The organism is Stenotrophomonas sp. YJH_SMC_16, assembly GCF_059367875.1.
In genome coordinates this window covers 79,733-99,859 of record NZ_JCAFRH010000004.1, presented here as the reverse complement: position 1 = coordinate 99,859, position 20,127 = coordinate 79,733, and the positions used below count along the sequence as shown (strand labels likewise).

19 protein-coding genes are annotated in these 20,127 nt (G+C 68.0%); 11 read left to right on the top strand and 8 right to left on the bottom strand.

All coding sequences use genetic code 11. From position 1 onward, the window contains the following. Window positions 1-12: 12 nt before the first annotated feature. Complete coding sequence (locus tag AC5P6E_RS10365) at window positions 13-1,059, top strand: metal-dependent hydrolase (protein ID WP_019338089.1); 1,047 nt, start codon at window positions 13-15, stop codon at window positions 1,057-1,059. Window positions 1,060-1,103: 44 nt separating this feature from the next. On the opposite strand, the gene AC5P6E_RS10360 is transcribed toward AC5P6E_RS10365, so the two are convergent. The 4 genes from AC5P6E_RS10360 to AC5P6E_RS10345 form a co-directional block, all read right to left on the bottom strand. After that, window positions 1,104-1,931 (bottom strand): class I SAM-dependent methyltransferase, encoded by an 828-nt coding sequence (locus AC5P6E_RS10360; RefSeq protein ID WP_005415318.1) that lies wholly within the window; start codon window positions 1,929-1,931, stop codon window positions 1,104-1,106. 59 nt (window positions 1,932-1,990) lie between these two features. Further along, a complete protein-coding gene (dusB, locus tag AC5P6E_RS10355; RefSeq protein ID WP_049453467.1) occupies window positions 1,991-2,986 on the bottom strand; it encodes a tRNA dihydrouridine synthase DusB in 996 nt (331 codons plus the stop codon). 147 nt (window positions 2,987-3,133) lie between these two features. Continuing rightward, window positions 3,134-3,565, bottom strand: a complete 432-nt coding sequence (locus AC5P6E_RS10350; protein WP_019338090.1) for a hypothetical protein — start codon at window positions 3,563-3,565, stop codon at window positions 3,134-3,136. Window positions 3,566-3,674: 109 nt separating this feature from the next. Next, window positions 3,675-4,592 (bottom strand): LysR family transcriptional regulator, encoded by a 918-nt coding sequence (locus AC5P6E_RS10345; protein ID WP_329835173.1) that lies wholly within the window; start codon window positions 4,590-4,592, stop codon window positions 3,675-3,677. Window positions 4,593-4,686: 94 nt separating this feature from the next. Between AC5P6E_RS10345 and AC5P6E_RS10340 the strand changes: the two genes are divergently transcribed. After that, a complete protein-coding gene (locus tag AC5P6E_RS10340; protein WP_019338092.1) occupies window positions 4,687-5,907 on the top strand; it encodes an MFS transporter in 1,221 nt (406 codons plus the stop codon). 64 nt (window positions 5,908-5,971) lie between these two features. Here AC5P6E_RS10340 and AC5P6E_RS10335 read toward each other — a convergent pair whose 3' ends face one another. Next, a complete protein-coding gene (locus AC5P6E_RS10335; protein WP_010481872.1) occupies window positions 5,972-6,937 on the bottom strand; it encodes a ribokinase in 966 nt (321 codons plus the stop codon). A gap of 25 nt (window positions 6,938-6,962) precedes the next feature. Beyond that, complete coding sequence (locus AC5P6E_RS10330; protein WP_010481870.1) at window positions 6,963-8,261, bottom strand: NupC/NupG family nucleoside CNT transporter; 1,299 nt, start codon at window positions 8,259-8,261, stop codon at window positions 6,963-6,965. A 193-nt stretch (window positions 8,262-8,454) separates the two neighbouring features. On the opposite strand from AC5P6E_RS10330, the gene AC5P6E_RS10325 reads away from it, so the two are divergent. The 6 genes from AC5P6E_RS10325 to AC5P6E_RS10300 all read left to right on the top strand — a co-directional run bounded on the left by AC5P6E_RS10325 (window position 8,455) and on the right by AC5P6E_RS10300 (window position 13,869). Then, window positions 8,455-9,426: an aldo/keto reductase gene (locus AC5P6E_RS10325; RefSeq protein WP_010481868.1), complete on the top strand. Its 972-nt coding sequence runs from the start codon at window positions 8,455-8,457 to the stop codon at window positions 9,424-9,426. A 22-nt stretch (window positions 9,427-9,448) separates the two neighbouring features. Then, a complete protein-coding gene (locus AC5P6E_RS10320) occupies window positions 9,449-9,586 on the top strand; it encodes a hypothetical protein (protein ID WP_157999905.1) in 138 nt (45 codons plus the stop codon). A gap of 87 nt (window positions 9,587-9,673) precedes the next feature. Next, entirely contained in the window at window positions 9,674-9,868 is a 195-nt protein-coding gene (gene hemP / locus AC5P6E_RS10315) for a hemin uptake protein HemP (RefSeq protein WP_005412278.1), read from the top strand. Between the two features lie 153 nt (window positions 9,869-10,021). Beyond that, a complete protein-coding gene (locus AC5P6E_RS10310) occupies window positions 10,022-12,265 on the top strand; it encodes a TonB-dependent hemoglobin/transferrin/lactoferrin family receptor (RefSeq protein WP_425518232.1) in 2,244 nt (747 codons plus the stop codon). A 4-nt stretch (window positions 12,266-12,269) separates the two neighbouring features. Further along, the gene (locus tag AC5P6E_RS10305) at window positions 12,270-12,869 is read left to right on the top strand and encodes a hypothetical protein (protein WP_019338095.1); all 600 of its coding nucleotides are present in this window, start codon (window positions 12,270-12,272) and stop codon (window positions 12,867-12,869) included. 73 nt (window positions 12,870-12,942) lie between these two features. After that, entirely contained in the window at window positions 12,943-13,869 is a 927-nt protein-coding gene (locus tag AC5P6E_RS10300) for a DUF6607 family protein (protein ID WP_019338096.1), read from the top strand. 107 nt (window positions 13,870-13,976) lie between these two features. On the opposite strand, the gene AC5P6E_RS10295 is transcribed toward AC5P6E_RS10300, so the two are convergent. Continuing rightward, window positions 13,977-16,493, bottom strand: a complete 2,517-nt coding sequence (locus AC5P6E_RS10295; protein ID WP_329835178.1) for an ABC transporter permease — start codon at window positions 16,491-16,493, stop codon at window positions 13,977-13,979. Continuing rightward, complete coding sequence (locus AC5P6E_RS10290) at window positions 16,490-17,137, bottom strand: ABC transporter ATP-binding protein (RefSeq protein WP_010481858.1); 648 nt, start codon at window positions 17,135-17,137, stop codon at window positions 16,490-16,492. Before AC5P6E_RS10290 ends, AC5P6E_RS10295 begins: the two co-directional genes overlap by 4 nt. A gap of 75 nt (window positions 17,138-17,212) precedes the next feature. Here AC5P6E_RS10290 and AC5P6E_RS10285 point away from each other — a divergent pair, with 75 nt between their 5' ends. The 3 genes from AC5P6E_RS10285 to AC5P6E_RS10275 all read left to right on the top strand — a co-directional run bounded on the left by AC5P6E_RS10285 (window position 17,213) and on the right by AC5P6E_RS10275 (window position 20,085). Next, window positions 17,213-17,857 carry an arylesterase gene (locus AC5P6E_RS10285; RefSeq protein WP_019338098.1) on the top strand — a complete coding sequence of 215 codons (645 nt, stop codon included), beginning with the start codon at window positions 17,213-17,215 and terminating at the stop codon, window positions 17,855-17,857. Between the two features lie 87 nt (window positions 17,858-17,944). Beyond that, window positions 17,945-18,658: a response regulator transcription factor gene (locus AC5P6E_RS10280; RefSeq protein ID WP_002811889.1), complete on the top strand. Its 714-nt coding sequence runs from the start codon at window positions 17,945-17,947 to the stop codon at window positions 18,656-18,658. 155 nt (window positions 18,659-18,813) lie between these two features. After that, entirely contained in the window at window positions 18,814-20,085 is a 1,272-nt protein-coding gene (locus AC5P6E_RS10275) for a sensor histidine kinase (RefSeq protein WP_010481856.1), read from the top strand. Window positions 20,086-20,127 lie beyond the last annotated feature (42 nt).

Sequence of the window (20,127 nt, the reverse complement as noted above, 5' to 3'; positions counted from 1 at the left end):
TAGCATCGGTCCATGGATTCCCTGACCCAGATCGTGCTCGGCGGCGCCGTCGCCGCTGCCATCGCTCCGCCCGGCCAGCGCCGCGCGGCCCTGTTGGCCGGTGCCGCGCTCGGCACCCTGCCGGACCTCGATGCCCTGTGGCTTGGCTTCACCGCCGCCGACCCCGTGGCGAACATGATCGAGCACCGCAGCTTCAGCCATTCGCTGCTGGTGCTGCCCTGGGTGGCAGCGCTGATCTGGTGGCTGTTCAAGCGCTTCGGCAACGGCCGGGTTGCGCAGTCACCGGTGCGCTGGTTCTGGGCGATCCAGCTGGCGCTGGTCACCCATCCGCTGTTGGATGCATTCACCGTTTACGGCACCCAGTTGTGGTGGCCGTTGCGGCCACACCCGACCATGGGCTCCAGCGTCTTCATCATCGATCCCGGCTACACGGTGTGGCTGCTGCTGGGCTGCGTGCTGGCCTGGTTTGGCCGCGCCCGCCCCTGGGCTGGCAAGGTGCTGGGTGTGGCGTTGCTGGCCAGCAGTGCCTATCTGGGCTGGGGCCTGATCGCCAAGGCCCAGGTCGACCGTGCTGCCCAGCAGAGCCTGGCGGCGATGGGCCTGGGCGATGCCCCGCGCTTCTCGGTGCCGATGCCGTTCAACACCCTGCTGTGGCGGGTGGTGGCGATGACGCCGAACGGCTACGTGGTGGGCGACCGCTCGCTGGTGGCCGACCATGGGCCGATGCAGTTCGAAGGCCACGCGTCCAACGTGCAGGCACTGCGCGAAGCAGGGGGCATCCCGGCGGTGCAGCAGCTGACCTGGTTCAACCGTGGCTTCATGCGTGCGCAGGTGATGGACGGCCGGCTGGTGCTGAGCGACCTGCGCATGGGCCTGGAGCCGGACTACACCTTCAACTTCGTCGTAGCCGAGCAGGTCGACGGGCAGTGGCGGCCAATCACGCCCGAGCAGCTGCGGGCGGATTACAGCAGTCCCGCCGCGCGCGCTGATGCCGGGCGCCGGCTGGCGGCGATGTGGCAGCGGATCTGGCATGCGCCCGTAGTCGGCGCTGTCGAGTAGATCCACGCCATGCGTGGATGCGGGAGCATTGGTGCCGCGTCGGCTCAATACACCGTGGCGCGGCCCTGCACGAACGAATAGAAGAACACCGCATTCGGGTCGTTCTGCACCAGGCGGAACTCGCGACGCATGCCTTCCACGGTTTCCTCGTCCACCGAGCCGGCCTGCAGCAGCTGGTCGGCCGCCGACAGCAGCAGCTGCTCCCAGAACGCGATCATCGTCTTGCGGCGCGCCGGTTCGCGGTTGTCCAGGTGGATGGTCTTGATCTCGGTGTGCACGTCGCGGAAGCCGCCGGCCAGCAGCAGGTTGCCCAGCTTGGCGCCAACGAACGGATCGCCCCCGTGGTCGTACTGGAAATCGTTGAACGCCATCCAGTAACGCCAGATGTGCGGCGAATACGGGTCGAGCAGGAACGAGGCATTCATCACCTCGGTGATGTAGACCGGCGAACCCGGTGCCAGCACCCGGCGCACCTCGCTCAGCACGCGCGCCGGTGACGGCACATGCTCCAGTACCCAGCACAGGAACGCCGAGTCGAAGCTGCGTGCCTCGAACGGGAGCTCGCCGGCGTCAGCCTGCTGCAGGGTGTAGCGATCGCTGCACCACGGCGTGCGCGCCAGGTTCTCGCGCGCGGTGGCCAGCTGGGTCTCGCTCAGGTCCACACCGGTCACGTGCAGCTCGGGGAAGCGGCGCAGCAGGATCTCGGTCTGCGCACCCACGCCGCTGCCGACTTCCAGCAGGCGCCGCGCGCCGCTGTAGTCGATCTGGCCGAAGATGCTCGATTCCAGCAGGCGCGCCTGGGTCATCAGGCGCTGCTGCTCGGTGCCGGAGAACCCGTGCAGGTAGGTCGGGGAGGAGATCGGCGGGGTCATGGGGCGGGCTCTTGTAGCGTCGAGCAGGCTCGACTGTCCGGAAACGCAGGATTGGCGGCTCAGGCCGCCGAAGACAACGCCGGTTCCCCGGCGATCAGGCGGTCGAAGTACTCGGTCGTCAGCGCGACCTGGCTCTGCGGGTCTTCGGCGCGGTTGACCACGGCGCGGAAGGCCGCATTCTCCGGCCGGTCCTTGGCATACCAGCCCAGGTGCTTGCGCGCGATGCGCACGCCCTGCGGCTCGCCATAGAACGCATGCAGTGCGTGCAGGTGGCCGAGCAGGATGTCGCGCACTTCCGCCAACGACGGTGGTGGCAGTTCCTCGCCGGTGGCCAGAAAGTGCGCCACTTCGCGGAAGATCCACGGCCGGCCCTGTGCCGAGCGGCCGATCATCACCGCGTCCACGCCGGTCTGCTGCAGCACGTATGCCGCCTTCTGCGGCGAATCGATATCGCCGTTGGCGATCACCGGAATGCGCAGCGCGGCCTTGATCTCGCCGATCGTGGCGTACTCGGCCTGGCCGGTGTAATGCTGGTCGCGGGTGCGGCCATGCACCGCCAGCGCGGCGATGCCGCTGTCCTCGGCGATGCGGGCGATCACCGGGCCATTGCGATGGTCGCAGTCCCACCCGGTGCGGATCTTCAGCGTGACCGGAACGTCCACCGCGTTGACCACGGCCTCGAGGATGCGCGCCACCAGCTGCTCGTCACGCATCAGCGCCGAGCCGGCCCAGGCGTTGCACACCTTCTTGGCCGGGCAGCCCATGTTGATGTCGATGATCTGCGCGCCGTGGTCGACGTTGTAGCGTGCGGCCTCGGCCAGCTGCTGCGGCTCGGTGCCGGCGATCTGCACGCTGATCGGGGCCGGCTCGCCATCATGATCCATGCGGTGGATCGACTTGCGCGTGTTCCAGAAACGCGGGTCACTGATGGTCATTTCCGAGGCGGCCAGCCCCGCGCCCAGCCGTTTGCACAGCAGGCGGAAGGGCTTGTCGGTGACGCCGGCCATGGGCGCCAGCACGACGTTGGGGGCAATGGTGTACGGGCCGATCTGCATGCGCCCATTGTAGGGCGCGGGCGGCGGTACGGCCGTGTCGGACGCGGTCCGGTTCAGGCCGATCGGCACCGACCTCATGCCGTACCGGCATCAGCAGATGCTTGACGGTTGCTTCCGCCGCCCCCAAGGGCGGGCGATGGTAGGCGGCTACCCCAGGCTCTGCCAGGCCTGGCGGGTACCCAGCGCGAAGGCCAGCCCCAGGCTGAGGCACACCAGTGAACTGACCACCCAGAAGCGCCGGCCGTTGTCGCCGGGCCGGAGCAGGGCCAGCCCGAAGCCCATCGCCGCGCGCAGCAGCAACAGCAGGGCGATGCCCGACAGGACCAGACGGCTGGCCGGCAGCGGCGAATGCCAGCCCGCTGCGGCCAGTGCGTACAGGGTCCAGGCCACCAGCACGGCCGTAATGCCGGCGGTCATCAGCGGCGGCCACCAATGCCCGGCCTGTGCCAGCCGGACCATGCGCGGGCCAGCACCGAAGTACCTGTACCACGCGGCGCCGAAGGCAATACAGCCGATATGCAGCAGGGCCGCAATGGCACTACCGGCGGCGGCAACCAGCAACCAAGGGAATCCGTCCATGTCCTGCCCACGCTGAAACGCTGCGCGGATGGTGGGTGAGGGGCGGGATGCGGGCAATGCGACCGGCAGTCGCAGCCGTCCGATGCGACCACAGGTGATAGCGCTGCGCTCAGCGCGGCGGATCGATCTGCAACCCGGCGCCGAGACGGTCCAGGGCCACGTCCACGCGTGGCAGCCGCTGCCGGCCTTGCGGCCACAACAGGCGCAGCGGCAGGCCGCGGCAGTCCAGCGACGGCAGGATCGAGACCAGGCTGCCGCGCGCCAGCGCGTCATCGACCAGCCAGGTGGCCAGCTGCGCGATGCCGAAGCCGGCCTCGACCGCCGCCACCTGGGCCTCGGCGCTGCCAACCACCAGGCGCGCGCGGGCCTGCAGCGGTGTACTGCGCTGCCCGCCATCGGCCACCTGCCACGGCCCGATGCTGCCGTCCGCGCGTCCGAACAGCACACCGTCATGCCCAGCCAGCTCGGCGGCCGAGCGGGGCTGGCCATGCCGGAGCAGGTAGGCCGGGGAGGCGCAGAAGCGCAGGCATTCGTAACCGAGCTGGCGGCTGCCCAGCGTGGCGGGCAGCGGCTCGGGACCGCCGATGCGTACGGCGAGGTCGACGCCGTCCTCGGCGAGGTCGCTGAAGCGGTCGCTGAAGTTCACCTGCGGATGCAGCTGTGGAAACTCGGCGGCCAGCTGCAGCAGCAACGGCCAGACTTTGAGGCGCCCGAAGGTGGCCGGCGCATCCACCCGCAGGCGGCCCACGGGCGCGTCTGCGTGCGAGACCAGCACTGACTCGGCATCGGCCAGTTCGCCCAGCACCCGCACGCAGGTGCGGTAGAAGCCCTCACCGGCCTCGGTCAGGCGAAGGCGGCGCGTGCTGCGTTCGAACAACCGCGCTCCCAGCCGCGCCTCCAGCCGCGCGATGGTCTTGCCCACCGCCGAACTGGTCAGGTGCAGGCGTTCGGCGGCGGCAGTGAAACTGCCGGCATCGGCGGTGGCGACGAAGGCCTCTATGCCGCGCAGGCGCTCGGTGGGAAGCATGGGGAGAAATTCTGTCCGGAATCAATGGAAAACATAGCAGCAATCGGAACTCACGGAGGAAATAGGCTGGCGACCCCTGTTCTGATGCCCGCCCATGTCCTCCCTTGATTCCGCCGTGACCGCTGTCCACGCAAACGCTCGCGCACGTCTTTCAGTCGTCCTGCTGGCGGTGTCCGCCTTCGTCATCGTCACCACCGAGTTCCTGATCGTCGGCCTGTTGCCCGCGCTGGCGCGCGACCTTGGCCTGGGCATCGCCCGAGCGGGGCAGCTGGTCACCTTGTTCGCGTTCACCGTGATGCTGGCCGGGCCACCCTTGACCGCGCTGCTGTCACACGTCGGCCGGCGCCGCCTGTTCGTGGTCATCCTGCTGTTGTTCGCGGCTTCCAACGCGCTGGCCGCGATGGCCACGCAGCCGTGGCTGCTGGCGCTGGCGCGGGTGCTGCCGGCACTGGCCCTGCCGGTGTTCTGGGGCACCGCCAGCGAGACTGCTGTGCAGCTGGCTCCTGCAGGGCAGGGAGGCCGTGCGGTCGCGCGGGTCTACCTGGGTATCACCGCCGCAATGCTGTTCGGTATCCCACTGGGGACGTTGGCCGCCGACGCCCTCGGTTGGCGCGGCAGCTTCTGGCTGTTGGCGGCCCTGTCGCTGTTGATGGCGGGCGCGCTGGCGTTGTGGATGCCGGACACCGTGGCCGGGCCGCGGCGCGCGCTGGGCGAGCAGGCACGTGTGCTGCGCCAGCCGCAGTTGCTGGGCCATGTGCTGCTGTCGGTGCTGGTGTTCACCGCGATGTTTGCTGCCTACACCTACCTGGCCGATGTACTGGAGCGGCTGATGCGGGTACCGGGGGCACAGGTGGGCTGGTGGTTGATGGGCTTCGGCGCCGTGGGACTGCTCGGCAATGCACTGGGTGGGCGCTGGGTCGATCGTGCGCCCCTGGGCGCGACCCTGGTGTTCTGCGCGGTGCTGGCGCTGGGCATGCTGGCCAGTGTCGGGCTGGCCGGCCACGGCGCATTCGTGCTCATCGCATTGGTCCTGTGGGGTGTGGCGCATACCGCATTGTTCCCGCTGTGCCAGGTGCGGGTGATGCGTGCAGCGCCCCAGGCACAGGCGCTGGCCGGAACCTTGAATGTGTCTGCGGCCAACGCCGGCATCGGCCTGGGTGCGCTGCTGGGAGGTGGGGCCATCGAACGCTTCGGCCTGGCATCGCTGGGCGCGGTGGGCGCGGCCGTCGCGTTGCTGGCGATTGCCGCTGGCCTGTTGCTGGGATGGCTTGCGCGGTCTCGTTCATCCACGCATGGTGTGGATCTGCCTCATTGAAAAGCAAACAGAAAAGCCCGGGTGTCTGCACACCCGGGCTTCTTCATCCACGCATGGCGTGGAATTACTTTGCTTCGGCGTCGGCCGGGGTGAAACGCGGCATTGCCGCAGCGGCACCTTCCTTCTCGGTTGAACGACCGGCGAACTGGTTGGCGAAGCGCACGTGACGGGCGAACGGGGCGTCGGCCACCTGTGCCAGCGATGCGGCCAGCGCACCGTTGAAGGCGTCGCCGGCGCCGGTGGTGTCGATCGCCTGCACCTGTTCGGCACCCACGCGGTAGTACGGCTGGGTATCGCCGCGCAGGTTCTCGTCGGCATGCGACACGAACACGCCCACCGAACCCAGGGTCACCACCACCGTGCCGTTGCCGACCAGCTTGCGGCACAGCGCGTGCAGGCTGGCGCCATCCAGCGCGGCGACGTCGTTGGCATCCACGCGCTCACCGACATGACGGCCGAGCAGGGCGGCGAACTCGGTCTCGTTCGGGGTGATCACATCGGCCAGCTTGAGCAGGCCGATGGTGGAGGGGGCATCGGCCGGTGCGGTGTTGAGCACGGTGGTGACGCCGGCCTCGCGGGCCGTGGCCAGTGCCGCTTCGATGGTCTGCACCGGCGATTCCAGCTGCACCAGCACCACCTTGGCGCCGGTCAGCAGCGCCTGCTGCTGTTGCAGGAAGTCGGTGCTCAGCGCGGCGTTGGCACCCGGGCCGATCACGATGGTGTTGCGGCCGCGCGCGTCCACATAGATGCCGGCGGTGCCGGTCGGTTCGCTGCTGGCTTCGGCGATCAGACCGAAGCCGTCCTGCGCGGCCAGCTCACGGGCGGTGGCGCCACCGGCGTCGTCGCCCAGCGCGCACACGAAGTGGGTGTCGGCACCGGCGCGGCAGGCCGCCACGGCCTGGTTGAAGCCCTTGCCACCGGGGCCGGTGCTGTAACGGCCGGCAATGGTCGCACCCGGTGCCGGCAGCGACTCGCACCGCCACACGTGATCGACATTGAAGGAACCGACGACAACGACACTGCTGCTCATAGGGAATCTTTTCTCAACCAAGGGTTCAACTGAAGTGCGTCAGCACGCCGGCGATGGTCGCCGTCATGAAGGTGGCAATGGTACCGCCCAGCACGGCGCGCAGGCCGAACTTGGCCAGGTCGTGGCGACGTTCCGGGGCCAGCCCGCCGATGCCGCCGATCTGGATCGCGATCGAGCTGAAGTTGGCGAAGCCGCACAGCGCGTAGGTAGCGATCAGGCGACCTTCCTCGGACAGGCTCACGCCGGCGATCTGGCCGTTCACGATCTGCGACAGCTCGGTGTAGGCCACGAACTCGTTGATCACGACCTTCTGGCCGATCAGCGAACCGACGGTGGTGGCATCGGCCCACGGGGTGCCGATCACCCAGGCGATCGGGGCCAGTACGTAACCGAAGATGGTCGACAGGTTGGTCGGCTTGCCGATGGCAGCGGCCAGGCCGGTCACATCGCCAATCCAGGTAAGCGGTGCGTTCAACAGCGCGATCAGAGCGATGAAGGCCAGCAGCATCGCACCGATGTTCAGCGCCAGCTTCAGGCCGTCACCGGCGCCGGCAGCGGCCGCGTCGATGATGTTGCTGGAGGTCTTTTCGACTTCCATCTTCACCGTGCCGCGGGTCAGCGGGGTGCCGGTTTCCGGGATCAGCAGCTTGGCCACGACCAGGGTGGCCGGGGCCGCCATGATGCTGGCCGCCAGCAGGTGCTTGGCATAGAAGGCCTGCTGCGCCGGATCACCGCCGCCGAGCATGCCCACGTAGGCCGCCAGCACGCCACCGGCGATGTGTGCCATGCCGCCGATCATCATGGTCAGCAGCTCGGACTGGGTCATCCTGGCGATGTACGGGCGCACGGTCAGCGGCGCCTCGGTCTGGCCGATGAAGACGCTGGCGCAGACGCTGGTGGTTTCCGCACCCGACACGCGCATCACCTTGGTGATCGACCAGGCCATCACGCGCACGATGCCCTGCATGATGTTGAGGTGGTACATCACCCCCATCAGTGCAGAGAAGAAGATGATGGTCGGCAACACCTGGAAGGCGAAGATGAAGCCGTAATTCTTGGTGTCCATCAACGAGCCGAAGATGAAGCCCGAGCCCTCGTTGACGTAGCTGAGGATCTTGACGAAGCCCTTGCCCAGCGCGTCGAACACGTCGCGCCCGCCCGGCACCAGGATCACCAGCGCCGCAAAGGCGATCTGCAGGGTGATACCGGTGGCAACCAGCTTCCAGTCAACCGCGCGCTTGTTATTGGAAAACAACCAGGTGATGCCGATCAGCACCGCCAACCCGAACAGGCCGAAGCCGATCCTGCCCAAACCTTCGACCATGTGAGTGACTCCCCTGGGGCGTCGCGAAAAACGGGAAGCCTAGTGCAGGGCAGGGGCCGGGGCAAGAAAAAGCAGCGTGTGCGCGGCCATCGGTGCCGATCAGGCCAGCAACGGCAAGGGCTTGCGGCTGGCGGCGGCAGGTAGAATGGGGTTTGATCCCGGCCCGGATGCGGGCCCGCAGCAGGAGATTCGCATGCAATACCGTCGCCTGGGCTCCACCGGCCTGCCGATTTCCGCCTTGTCCTTCGGCGCCTGGGTGACCTTCGGCGATCAGGTTCCGCGCGATGAGGCCCGCAACCTGGTGGCCGCCGCCTGGGATCATGGCGTCAACTTCTTCGACAACGCCGAGGGCTATGCCAACGGCCGTGCCGAACAGGTCATGGGGGACGTGATCACCGACCTGCGCCTGCCGCGCGACGGCTTCTGCGTGTCCAGCAAGGTGTTCTTCGGCAGCGCCAAGGACCCGCGACCGACCCAGCGCGGACTGTCGCGCAAGCACGTGACCGACGCCTGCCACGCTGCACTCAAGCGCCTGCGGGTGGACTACCTGGACCTTTATTACTGCCACCGCCCGGATCCGGACGCGCCGATCGCCGAGACCGTGCACGCCATGGATACCCTGGTACGGCAGGGCAAGATCCTTTACTGGGGCACCTCGGAGTGGTCGGCGGCGCAGATCCAGCAGGCGCTGGACATCGCCGAGGCGCGCAACCTGCAGGGCCCGTCGATGGAGCAGCCGCAGTACAACCTGCTGCACCGCGAGCGGGTCGAGGTCGAGTACGCGCCGCTGTATGCCGGTGCCGGCCTGGGCACCACCATCTTCTCGCCGCTGGCCTCGGGCCTGCTCACCGGCAAGTACGACCAGGGCATCCCGGCCGATGCAAGGCTGGGGCGCGAAGGCATGGAGTGGTTGCAGGACCTGGTGCTGGGGGCCGACGCCGGGGCCCGCCTGGGTCAGGTGCGCCGTTTCAGCGAAGTCGCGCGCGCGCTGGGCCAGGCCCCGGCCACGCTGGCGATTGCCTGGTGCCTGCGCAACCCGAATGTCTCCAGCGTGATCCTCGGCGCCAGCCGGGTCAGCCAGCTGCTGCAGAACCTGCAGGCACTGGACGTGCTGGAGCAGGTCGACGCCGCCGGCTGGGCCCAGGTCGAAGCCGTCTTCGCCTGACAGCCCTTTGCGGAGTCGAGCCATGCTCGACTCCGCGCGCAGCGCGGGCGTTTCCTGGCGACGGCGCCAGGAGCAGTCGAGCGTGGCTCGAATCTACAAAGGTGTCGCACTCAATCTTTTGATTGATGGTGTTTATCGAATTTCCGAATTCGATCATTAATCTCATCAATGAAATTGAGAATGGTTGTTGATTGTCAACTGAGAATCATTATCATTTAACTCGTCCCTCGCACGAGTCCAGATGCTCATGAATGCTCAACCTGTACTGCTGCGCCCCGAAACGCTGACGCTCCGCGATCGACCGGTCCGCGTCGTTCCGCCGGAAGAGGTCATCGACAGCGAAGCCCTGCTCAAGGGCCGTCGTGAAATCCTGATCCAGCACGGCGACCGCTTCTATCGCCTGCGGCACACCAGCAACGACAAGCTGATCCTGACCAAGTAATCGCGGCCTGGTCGCCCGCCTCCCTCCCTCCTGCCGGCAGCGCCGACAGGGTGGGCGACCCGTCCGCTCCTGCTCTCTCCCCCTCGGTCTACCGCGTGCACCTTCCGGGTGTGCCGGTAACCGGGGGTTCCCCTGCCTGACCGACCGAACCCGATGACCCGCCATACCGCCCTTTGCCTTGCTGTCTGGATGGCGCTGCCGCTGTCCGCCCACGCTGCTGCCACTGCCGCACCCGATGCGCGCGAATTCGATCGGGTGCAGGTCACCGCCACCCGCACCGAGCGGGCCGTGAGCGACGTGGCGGCCACCGTGGACGTCATCGACCGTGAGCAGATGGACCGGCACCTGGTGCAGGACATCAAGGATCTGGTGCGCTACGAACCGGGCCTGTCGGTCACCCGCAGCGCGACCCGCTTCGGCCTGGATGGTTTCCGCATCCGTGGCCTGGACGGCAACCGCGTGCGCATCCAGACCGACGGCATCGTCATGCCGACCCGGTTCGACATCGGTTCGTTCGCCAGTTCCAACCGCAACTTCACCGACCTTGATACGCTCAAGCGCGTCGAGATCGTGCGTGGCCCGGCCAGCTCGCTGTACGGCTCCGATGCACTCGGCGGCGTGGTCGCGTTCGTGACCAAGGACCCGGCCGACTACCTCAAGGACGGCAAGAACAGCTACTTCGGCCTGAAGTTCGGCTACGACGGTGAGTGGAAGGGCCTGCTTGGCGGTGCCACGGCGGCCTTTGGTGGTGACCGTTGGAGCGGCCTGGTCAACGTCAACCACCACCAGGGTCAGGAAACCGACAACAAGGGCACGGTGCGCAGCGACAACGACACCCGCACGGCGTCCAATCCGCAGGATCGCGACGGCCGCAGCCTGCTCAGCAAGCTGGTCTACGCACCGAGCGAGGACCAGCGCTTCCGCCTGACCGTGGAAGGCAACGAAGACACCACCGATACCAATGTGCTGTCGGCGATCGCCAGTGTTGCGCCGCGTCCCGGCGCGATGGCTGCCGCAACTGGCATGAAGTCCCACGACACCCAGAAGCGCAACCGCGTGTCCTTCGCCCACGAAATGGATGCGCTGGACCAGCCGTTCGCCGACAGCCTGCACTGGCAGGTGTACGCGCAGAACAGCGAAACCCGGCAGCAGACCGACGAAACGCGCACCGACGGCACCCGCCGCCACCGCGTGTTCTCCTTCGACCAGCATGCCTATGGCCTGCAGGCGCAGTTCAACAAGGCGTTCACCACCGGCAGCGTCGAGCACGCAGTGACCTACGGTTTCGAAGGCACCCGTACCGAGATCCGCCAGAAGCGCGACGGCTACCAGGTCAGCAAGGCGGGCGTGGTCAGCAACACGGTGTTGCCGGACACCTTCCCGGTGCGTGACTTCCCGATCAGCAAGACCACCGAGCTGGGCCTGTATGCACAGGATGAGATGCGCTTTGCCGATGGCAGGCTGTCGCTGGTGCCGGGCGTGCGCGTGGACCGCTACGAGCTGAAGCCGGAAGTGGACAGCATCTTCGCCGAAGACAACCCGACCACGGCCGTGGCGCAGCTGAAGAAGACCAGCGTGTCGCCGAAGCTGGGCATGGTCTGGCGCTTCACCGACCAGTGGTCGTTGTTCGCCGGTTATGCGCGTGGCTTCCGATCGCCGCCGTACAACGACGTCAACATCGGCCTGACCAATGTCGCCTTCCGCTATACCGCCATCGCCAATCCGGACCTGAAGCCCGAAACCAGCGACGGCTACGAACTGGGCCTGCGCTTCATCGCGCCGGCGGCGTACGTCAGCGTCAGCGGCTACTACAACGACTACAAGGATTTCATCCAGTCCAACGTCGATACCGGCCGCAACGCACAGGGTTTGACCGTGTTCCAGTCGCAGAACATCGCCGAAGCACGCATCTATGGCGCGGAAATGAAGGCCGGCATCGAGTTCGGCGAGCTCAGCCCGGCGCTGAAGGGCTGGGCGCTGCGCAGTGCGTTGGCATGGTCGCGTGGTGACAACCGGACCGATGACGAGCCGCTGGCCTCGGTCGATCCGCTTCGCGGCACGCTGGGCCTGATGTACGACACCGATACCTGGGGCGTCGAACTGGCCGGCACCTTCGTACAGCGCAAGAAGCGCCTGCCGCCGCCTGCTGCGCAGACCAATCCGAACGCACCGGCACCCTTCGTCTACCAGCCGGCCGGCTACGGCGTGCTCGACCTGATGGCGCACTGGAACTTCGCACCGGGTGCCACCTTCAATGTCGGCGTGTTCAACCTGGCCGACAAGCGCTACATCGAATGGTCGTCGATCACCCCGAGCCTGATCACCAATCGCGCACTGAGCGATCGTTTCAGCAGCCCGGGCCGCACCTTCTCCGCCAGCCTTGCCGTTTCCTGGTGACCTCATGAGCCGAGCACTGTCCGCACGCAGGAATGACGCCATCGCCGCGCCGCACAGCGGGGCCTGGCCGACCCCGGCACAGCTGGCCACGCTCGGCACCGTGTTGTGCCTGTACCACGCTGACGGCAACGAGCTGGGTGGCTGGCGCCAGGCCGTACGCGTGCACGCCTGCCAGGGCGTGGACAGCGAGGGCCTGCGCGAAAGCCTGTGCTTCCTCGATGGCCGCGGCCGCTGCGTGTGGCGTCTGTACCTGCTACCGGACAGCGATTTCCTGGCCTGGGACCGGCTGGTGGCCGCGTTGCCGCCGGGACCGGAACACGACAGCGATGGCAGCGTCGGCGAACGACTGTGGCGGCGCCTGGCCGGCCATCTCGGCGGCCAGCGCTGGCGCCTGTGCGCGCTGCGCCTGCACGCCGCCGACGACGGGCGCACCCTGGCGGCCAGCCTGTCGACCCTGTCCTCGCTGGGCGCGGCCACCGCCCGCCGCATCGCACGCCTGGAAGGTGCTGAAGGCGAACTGGTGATCGACGACTGTTGTTGTGCCGACGCCGCCCGGCGCCCGGCGCCACGGATTCCCGGCGACCTGCCGCTGATCCGCCTGTGACCCTCTCCTGATGGAACGCCCGTTGGCCACGGATGGCCCCTCAATGAATCTGCACCCTCGAAGGAAGACCCCGATGAAGCTCCAGACAGCCAGCGCCATGCTGCTGCTCGCCGCCAGCGGCGTGGCCAGCGCGCAGCCCTCCGATATCGCCCGCGACCACGACAGCATCCTTGCCATGCAGGGTGAGTACACCGTGGACTTCGCGTTCGACGAGACCGTGCTGCTGAAGCCGGGCTACGAGCGTGCACCGGCGATGCGCAGCGGTGGCAGCGAAGTGGTCATCGTGGTCGAGGACACGCCGAAGCGCATCGTGCTGCAGCACCTGCTGCTGGATGAGAAGAGCGGCCACATCACCAAGCACTGGCGCCAGGACTGGGTGTATGAGGCACCGAACCGTTTCGAGTTCAGTGCCGACCAGACCTGGAAGGTGCGCAGCATTCCGGCGGCGGTGAACCAGGGCGCCTGGACCCAGTGCGTGTACGAAGTGAGCGACGCACCGCGCTACTGCGGCACCGGCACCTGGACCTACACCAACAACGTGCCGAGCTGGACCAGCGACCTGAGCTGGCGCCCGCTGCCGCGCCGTGAGTACACCAAGCGCAGCGACTACAACGCGCTGGCCGTGATCAACCGCCACACGCTGACCCCGAACGGCTGGACCCACGAACAGTTCAACACCAAGGTGCAGCGCAACGCCGACGGCAGCCAGGTGGAGATCGCACGCGAGTTCGGCTTCAACGACTACGTGAAGACCACCGAGATCGACTTCACCCCGGCGCGCAACTACTGGAAGGCCACCGCTGGGTACTGGGCCAAGGTGCGCCAGCGCTGGGACGGCTTCCTCGGCCAGGCCCCGGGCGTGCACCTGAAGACCAGGATCGACGGCATGGCGATGATCATCCCGCTGTTCACCCAGGCCGAAGAGATCCAGGCCGGCAAGAAGGTGAAGGACACGCAGATCGACGACGTGTTCGCCAAGTACGTGGAAAAAGCCCAGTAGATCCACGCCATGCGTGGATGTGCTTGTTCCTCGAACACTGGCAACGCCGTCATGTGCTCTTGGTAGGTGCCGAGCTTGCTCGGCACGCGCCCCGGTCCGGCGCCGCCTCAGGCCTCGCGCAGGGCCAGTGCCGGTGGCGTATGCAGGATCGCCCGCGTACCCCACCAGCCCGCCAGCAGGCTCAACCCGATACCGGCCACGCCGCCGATCAGCAGGCCCGGCCACGGCGGCAGCAACGGCAGCTCGAACACCTTCTGCGAGACCGCCACACCGATGGCGGCCGCCGCCCCCACCGCCAGCAACGCGGCCAGGGTGCCCAGCGCGCCGAATTCCACCAGCACCGCGCCGCGCAGCTGCCGCCGGGTCGCGCCCAGCGTGCGCAGCACCGCGCTGTCGTAGCGACGCTCGCCCGCCGTGGCCTGCAGCGCGGCCAGCAGCACCAGTACGCCGGCCAGCAGGCTGAACACCATCACCAGCTGCACCGCCTGTGCAACCCGTTCCATCACATCGCGCACCTGCGAGATCACCGCATCCACGTCCAGCAGCGACAGGTTGGGCTGCGCGCGTACCAGCTCGCCCAGTCCGGCTGCCTTGCCGGCCGGCAGATGGAACGCCGACAGCAGGTTGTGCGGGGTGTCACCAACGGCGTTGGGGTTCAACAGCACGAAGAAGTTGGGCCGGAAGGTGTTCCAGTCCGCCTTGCGCACGCTGGTGACGGTGAACTCGCGCTCCTGTTCGCCCACGGCAATGGCGATGCGGTCGCCCGGATGCACGCCGTAGCGCCTGGCCCAGCCGATTTCCACCGATGCTTGCGGCGCCGTGCTGTCGGCCTTCCAGAACGTGCCGTTCAGCAGCGTGTTGGCCGGCGGGAAGCTGCTGCGCCAGCTGAAGTTCAACGGCCGGTTTTCATCATCGTCGTCCCGCTGTGCTTCGCCTGACGCTGGCTGCCCGCTCTGTTCCGGCGAGCGGTCCACGCGCAGCGGCGGCTTGCCGTTGATGGCGATCAGGCGCCCGGTGGCCATCGGTTCGATGCTGGCGTCGTGGGCGCCCAGTCCACGCAGCGCGGCCAACACACTGTCGCGCTGCTCGGGCTGGATGTTGATCAGGAAGTAGTTCGGCGTATCCGCCGGTAGCCGCTCGCGCCACTGCTGCAGCAGACCGGGGCCGGTCACCGCCAGCAGCAACAGCGCGCACAGCGACAGTGACAAGCCCACCAGCTGCATCACCGCCAGCATCCGGCGCCGGGTCAGCGCCGCCAGGCCCAACCGCCAGTGGCCGTGCAGGCGGTGCTGCAGGCCGCGCAGCAGCTGCAGCAGCACGAAGCCGAGCACGCCGGCTGCCACCGCCAGCGCGGCCAACCCGCCCAGCACCCACAGCGCCAGCTTGAGATCACCGGTGACCTGCACCGCCAGCAGCAGACTGGCGGCCAAGGCAGCCACGTAGGCCAGCAGCGAGGCCGGTGGCAGCGTGGCGAAGGAACGGTTGAGTACGCGCATTGGCGGCACCCCGCGCAGGCGCAGCAGCGGTGGCAGGCCGAAGCCGAACAGCAGCAACAGGCCGATGCCGGCACCGGTCAGCGCCGGCATTGCCTCCGGCAGTGGCAGGCGCTGCGGCACCAGGCTGCCCAGCACCTGTACCAGCCCTTCCTGGGCGGCCATGCCCAGGCCGATGCCAAGCGCACAGGCCGGTACTGCCAGCATCAGCAGCTGCAGTGCCAGGCCGAGCAGGATGTCGCGCTGGCGCGCACCGAGGCAGCGCAGGATCGCCACCTGGTCGATGCGGCGCAGGGCGAAGCGGTTGGCCGCCAATGCGGTGGCCACGCCCGCCAGCAGCACCGCCAGCAGCGCGCTCAGGCCGAGGAAGCGGCCGGCCAGGTCGAAGGCCTGGCGCACGCCGCGCTGGGTGTCATCCACGCTCAGCAGGCGCAGGCCCTTCACCTGTGGCAGCAGCCACTCGCGCAGGGACGCGATCTGCCCCGCCGGTCCCGCAAACATCAGCCGGTAGTTGATGCGGCTGCCGGGGCCGAGCAGGCCGGTGCCCTCCACGTCAGCACGGTTGACCAGCAGGGTGGGGGATAGGGTCAACAGGTCGCCACCGGCATCCGGCTCGGCCTCGATGATGCCGGCGATACGCAGCGTGCCGGCGCCGAATTCGAGGTCATCGCCGGCCTTCAGCCCCAGCCCCTGCAGCAGGCGCGGGTCGGCATAGGCCTGGCCCTTGGGGGGCATGCCGGCCTCGGCGATCAGCGCGCCACCGGGCGTGCTGCGCACCCGCAGCGTGCCGCGCAGTGGATAGCCCGCCTGCACCGCCTTGATGCTGGCCATCTGGCTGGCATCACCGTTGAACAGCACGCTGCCGAAGCTGGCGATACGGGTGAAGGCCAGTCCACGCCGCTGCGCCTCGTCGGCGAACGCCTGCGGCGGGTCATCGCGCCCGGCAATGCCGAGGTCACCGCCGAGCATTTCCGCTGCGCTGCCGGTCAGTGCCAGATTGACCCGGTTCACCAGCGTGCCGACCGCGGTCATCACTGCCACGCCCAGCACCAGTGCGGCGAACACGGTCAGCAGGTCGCCGGCCAGCGCCTCGCGGCGCAGCGCGCGCCACGCGTGCCGCAGCAGGTTCATGCCTGCGCCCCACGCTCGACCGGCAGCAGGCGGCCATTGTCGATGCGGTGGATGTACTGGCAACGCTGGGCCAGGCGCAGGTCGTGGGTGACCAGCACCAGCGTGGTGCCGCTGCTCGCGTTGAGTTCGAACAGCAGGTCGCTGATGTGCTGGCCGGTGGCGTGGTCCAGCGAGCCGGTCGGTTCGTCGGCGAACAGGATGCGTGGGCGGGTGACGAAGGCGCGCGCCAGTGCCACGCGCTGCTGCTCGCCGCCGGACAGCTGGCGCGGGTAGTGGCGGGCGCGATGGGCCAGGCCGACCTGGGCCAGCACTTCATCGACCCGTACGCGGTCCTCGCGCCCGGCCAGCTCCAGTGGCAGCGCCACGTTCTCGGCGGCGGTCAGCGCCGGCAGCAGGTGGAAGCTCTGGAACACGAAACCGACCTCGCGTGCGCGCAGCTGGGCACGTGCTTCCTCATCCAGTGCCGCCAGATCCTGCCCGGCCAGGCCTATGCGGCCGCGGCTGGGCAGGTCCAGCCCGGCCAGCAGGCCGAGCAGGGTGGTCTTGCCGGAACCGGAGGCGCCGACGATGGCCGCGCTGGTGCCTTCATGGACGGTCAGGGTGATGTTGTCCAGTATGTGGACTTCACCCTCCGGGCCCTGCACGGATTTGCCGACCTGGTCGACGGCGATGGCAACGGACGCGCTGCGGGGGGACAGGCTGTCGATGAGGAGACTCCAATGCGCAAGACGGGATGGAGCCGGCGAGCCGGCGTGATGATGGTGCTGCTGCTAGGGTTCCTGCTGCTGCCCGGGCTGGCCTGTGCCAAAGGTCCGGCCGGCACCGTGCTGGTCCTGGGCGACAGCCTCAGTGCAGCCCACAATATCCCCGTCGACGCCGGCTGGGTCAGCCTGCTGCAGCAGCGGGTCAGGCAGCAGTCGAAAACCCCGGCACGCATCGTCAACGCCAGCATGAGCGGGGAAACCACCGCCGGCGCGCTGACCCGCCTGCCGGGCCTGCTGGCGAAGGAAAAACCGACCGTGGTGGTGATTGCCCTCGGCGGCAATGACGCGCTGCGCGGACTGACCCCGGCGCAGGTGCAGGGCAACCTGGAAAAGATGGTGCAGGCCAGCCAGAAGGCCGGGGCCAAGGTGCTGCTGCTGGGCATCGATGTTCCGCCCAACTACGGCCCGGCCTACCGCCAGCGCCTGGCCGCGGCCTACAAGGCGCTGGCCACGCAGTACAAGGTGCCGCTGCTGCCGTTCCTGCTGGAGGGCGTGGCCCTGCAGCCGGGCATGATGCAGGCCGATGGCCTGCACCCGACCGCACAGGCGCAGCCGAAGGTGCTGGACAACGTCTGGCCGCTGCTGCGCCCTATGCTCTGAACGATTTACTTCCCTCTTGACGGAACTTCACATCGCGTCCACCGTCGATCCGGCATGTTTCACAAAGCTGAAGTTAGAGGGAATCACATGCGTCAGACGAAGGAGACCTCCGGCTTGGTGCTGGTGGTCGAAGACAACCGCAACATCTCCGAGATGATCGGGGAATACCTGGAAGGTCGCGGCTTTGAAGTCGACTATGCACAGGACGGCCTGGATGGCTACCGCCTTGCGGCGGAAAACAGCTATGACGTCGTGGTGCTCGACTTGATGTTGCCGCGCCTGGATGGCATCGAAGTGTGCCGTCGCCTGCGCAACGATGCGCGCAAGTCCACCCCGGTGCTGATGCTCACGGCACGCGACACGCTGGACGACAAGCTCACCGGCCTCGGTTTCGGCGCCGATGACTACCTGACCAAGCCGTTCGCGATCCAGGAGCTGGAAGCCCGCCTGCGCGCGCTGATCCGCCGCGAACGTCGCCAGGTGGGGTCGGAAGTGCTCAAGGTCGCCGACCTGGTGCTCGATCCGGTCAGCATGCGTGCCACCCGTGCCGGTACCGAGCTGCAGCTGTCGCCGATCGGCCTGCGCCTGCTGACCATCCTGATGCGCGAATCGCCGCGCGTGGTCACCCGCCAGGAGATCGAACGCGAGATCTGGGGCAACGGCCTGCCGGATTCGGACACCCTGCGCAGCCATCTGTACAACCTGCGCAAGATCATCGACAAGCCGTTCGACCGTCCGCTGCTGCATACCGTGCAGAGTGCCGGCTACCGCATTGCCGACATCGCCCAGCCGATGGCCTGAGCAGGCCCGCGCCGGTGCAGCCGCAGGCCGGGCCGGGCTGCGGCCCGGCACAAGGGCAGGGGATGATCGTCCGGCAGTGCCGCCGGTCATCGCCCGTGCATCCCAACGGCGCGGTGCGCTGCCTATAATCGCAGCGCTCTGACCGGGACTCCGCAATGCCGCACGGCCTGCCGCGCAAGATCCGTATCGCTTTCATCCTGCAGGCAGTGCTGGCCAGCCTGGGCATCCTGCTCGGTGCGTGGCTGGTTTCGCTGGTGATCAAGCACAGCCTGGTCGGCGCCGCCCTGCGCGAGGAGGCGGCGTACTTCTGGACGCTGCACGAGGCCTCGCCGGTACAGCCTCCACCCAACACCCAGAACATCCGTGGCTACCTGCTGGAAAGCGGGCAGTCGGCCCTGTCGCTGCCGGCCAACCTGCGCAATCTGGAACCCGGCTTCCACGAACTGCCCAAGGACGACCAGCTGGTGCTGGTCGATGTGCGCCCGGCCGGCCGCCTGTACCTGGTGTTCCTGCGTTCGCGCGCGGAGATGCTGGCGTTCTGGTTCGGCATCGTGCCGGTGCTGCTGACCCTGCTGGCGGTGTATGGCGCCAGCTGGGTGACCTATCGGGCCTCCAAGCGCCTGGTGTCGCCGGTGAACTGGCTGGCGCGGCGCGTCTCACGCTGGGATCCGGGCCACCCGGAGGCAGCCGACCTGGAACCGAACAAGCTGCCGGCGGACATGCAGGGCGAGACCCGGCAGCTGGCGGCCGCACTGCATTCGCTGGCCAACCGGGTCAGCGCGCATGTGGCGCGCGAGCGCAATTTCACCCGCGACGCCAGCCATGAACTGCGCACACCGCTGACCGTCATCCGCGTGGCCAGCGACATGGCACTGGGCGATGACAGCCTGGAGCCGCGCCTGCGCCGCAGCCTGCAGCGCATCCAGCGTGCCGGCCGTGACATGGAGGCGGTGATCGATGCCTTCCTGATCCTGGCACGCGAGGCCGACGTCGAGCCTCAGGTCGAGCTGTTCGACGTCAACGACATCGTCCGCTATGAAGTGGACAACGCCAACGAACTGCTGGGTACGCGCCCGGTGTCGGTGCACCTGCACAGCGATGGCCCGGTGCAGCTGCATGCGCCGCCGCGGGTGCTGCAGGTGGTGGTCAGCAACCTGGTGCGCAACGCCTGCAGCTACACCGACGAAGGGCGCATCGACGTGCATGTGCACAACGACCGGGTAGTGGTGCGCGATACCGGCATCGGCATGTCGGCCGACGCGCTGTCGCGGGCCTTCGAGCCGTTCTACCGTGCCGAGCCGAGCCGTCCGCAGGGCACTGGCCTGGGCCTGTCGATCGTGCGCCGGCTGTGCGACCGCTTCGGCTGGAAGGTCAGCCTGGCCAGCGAGCCGGGCCAGGGCACCCAGGCCACGGTAATCTTCCGCTGAGGCGGCACCTGCTGCCTCGGTAGATGCCGACCAAGGTTGGCA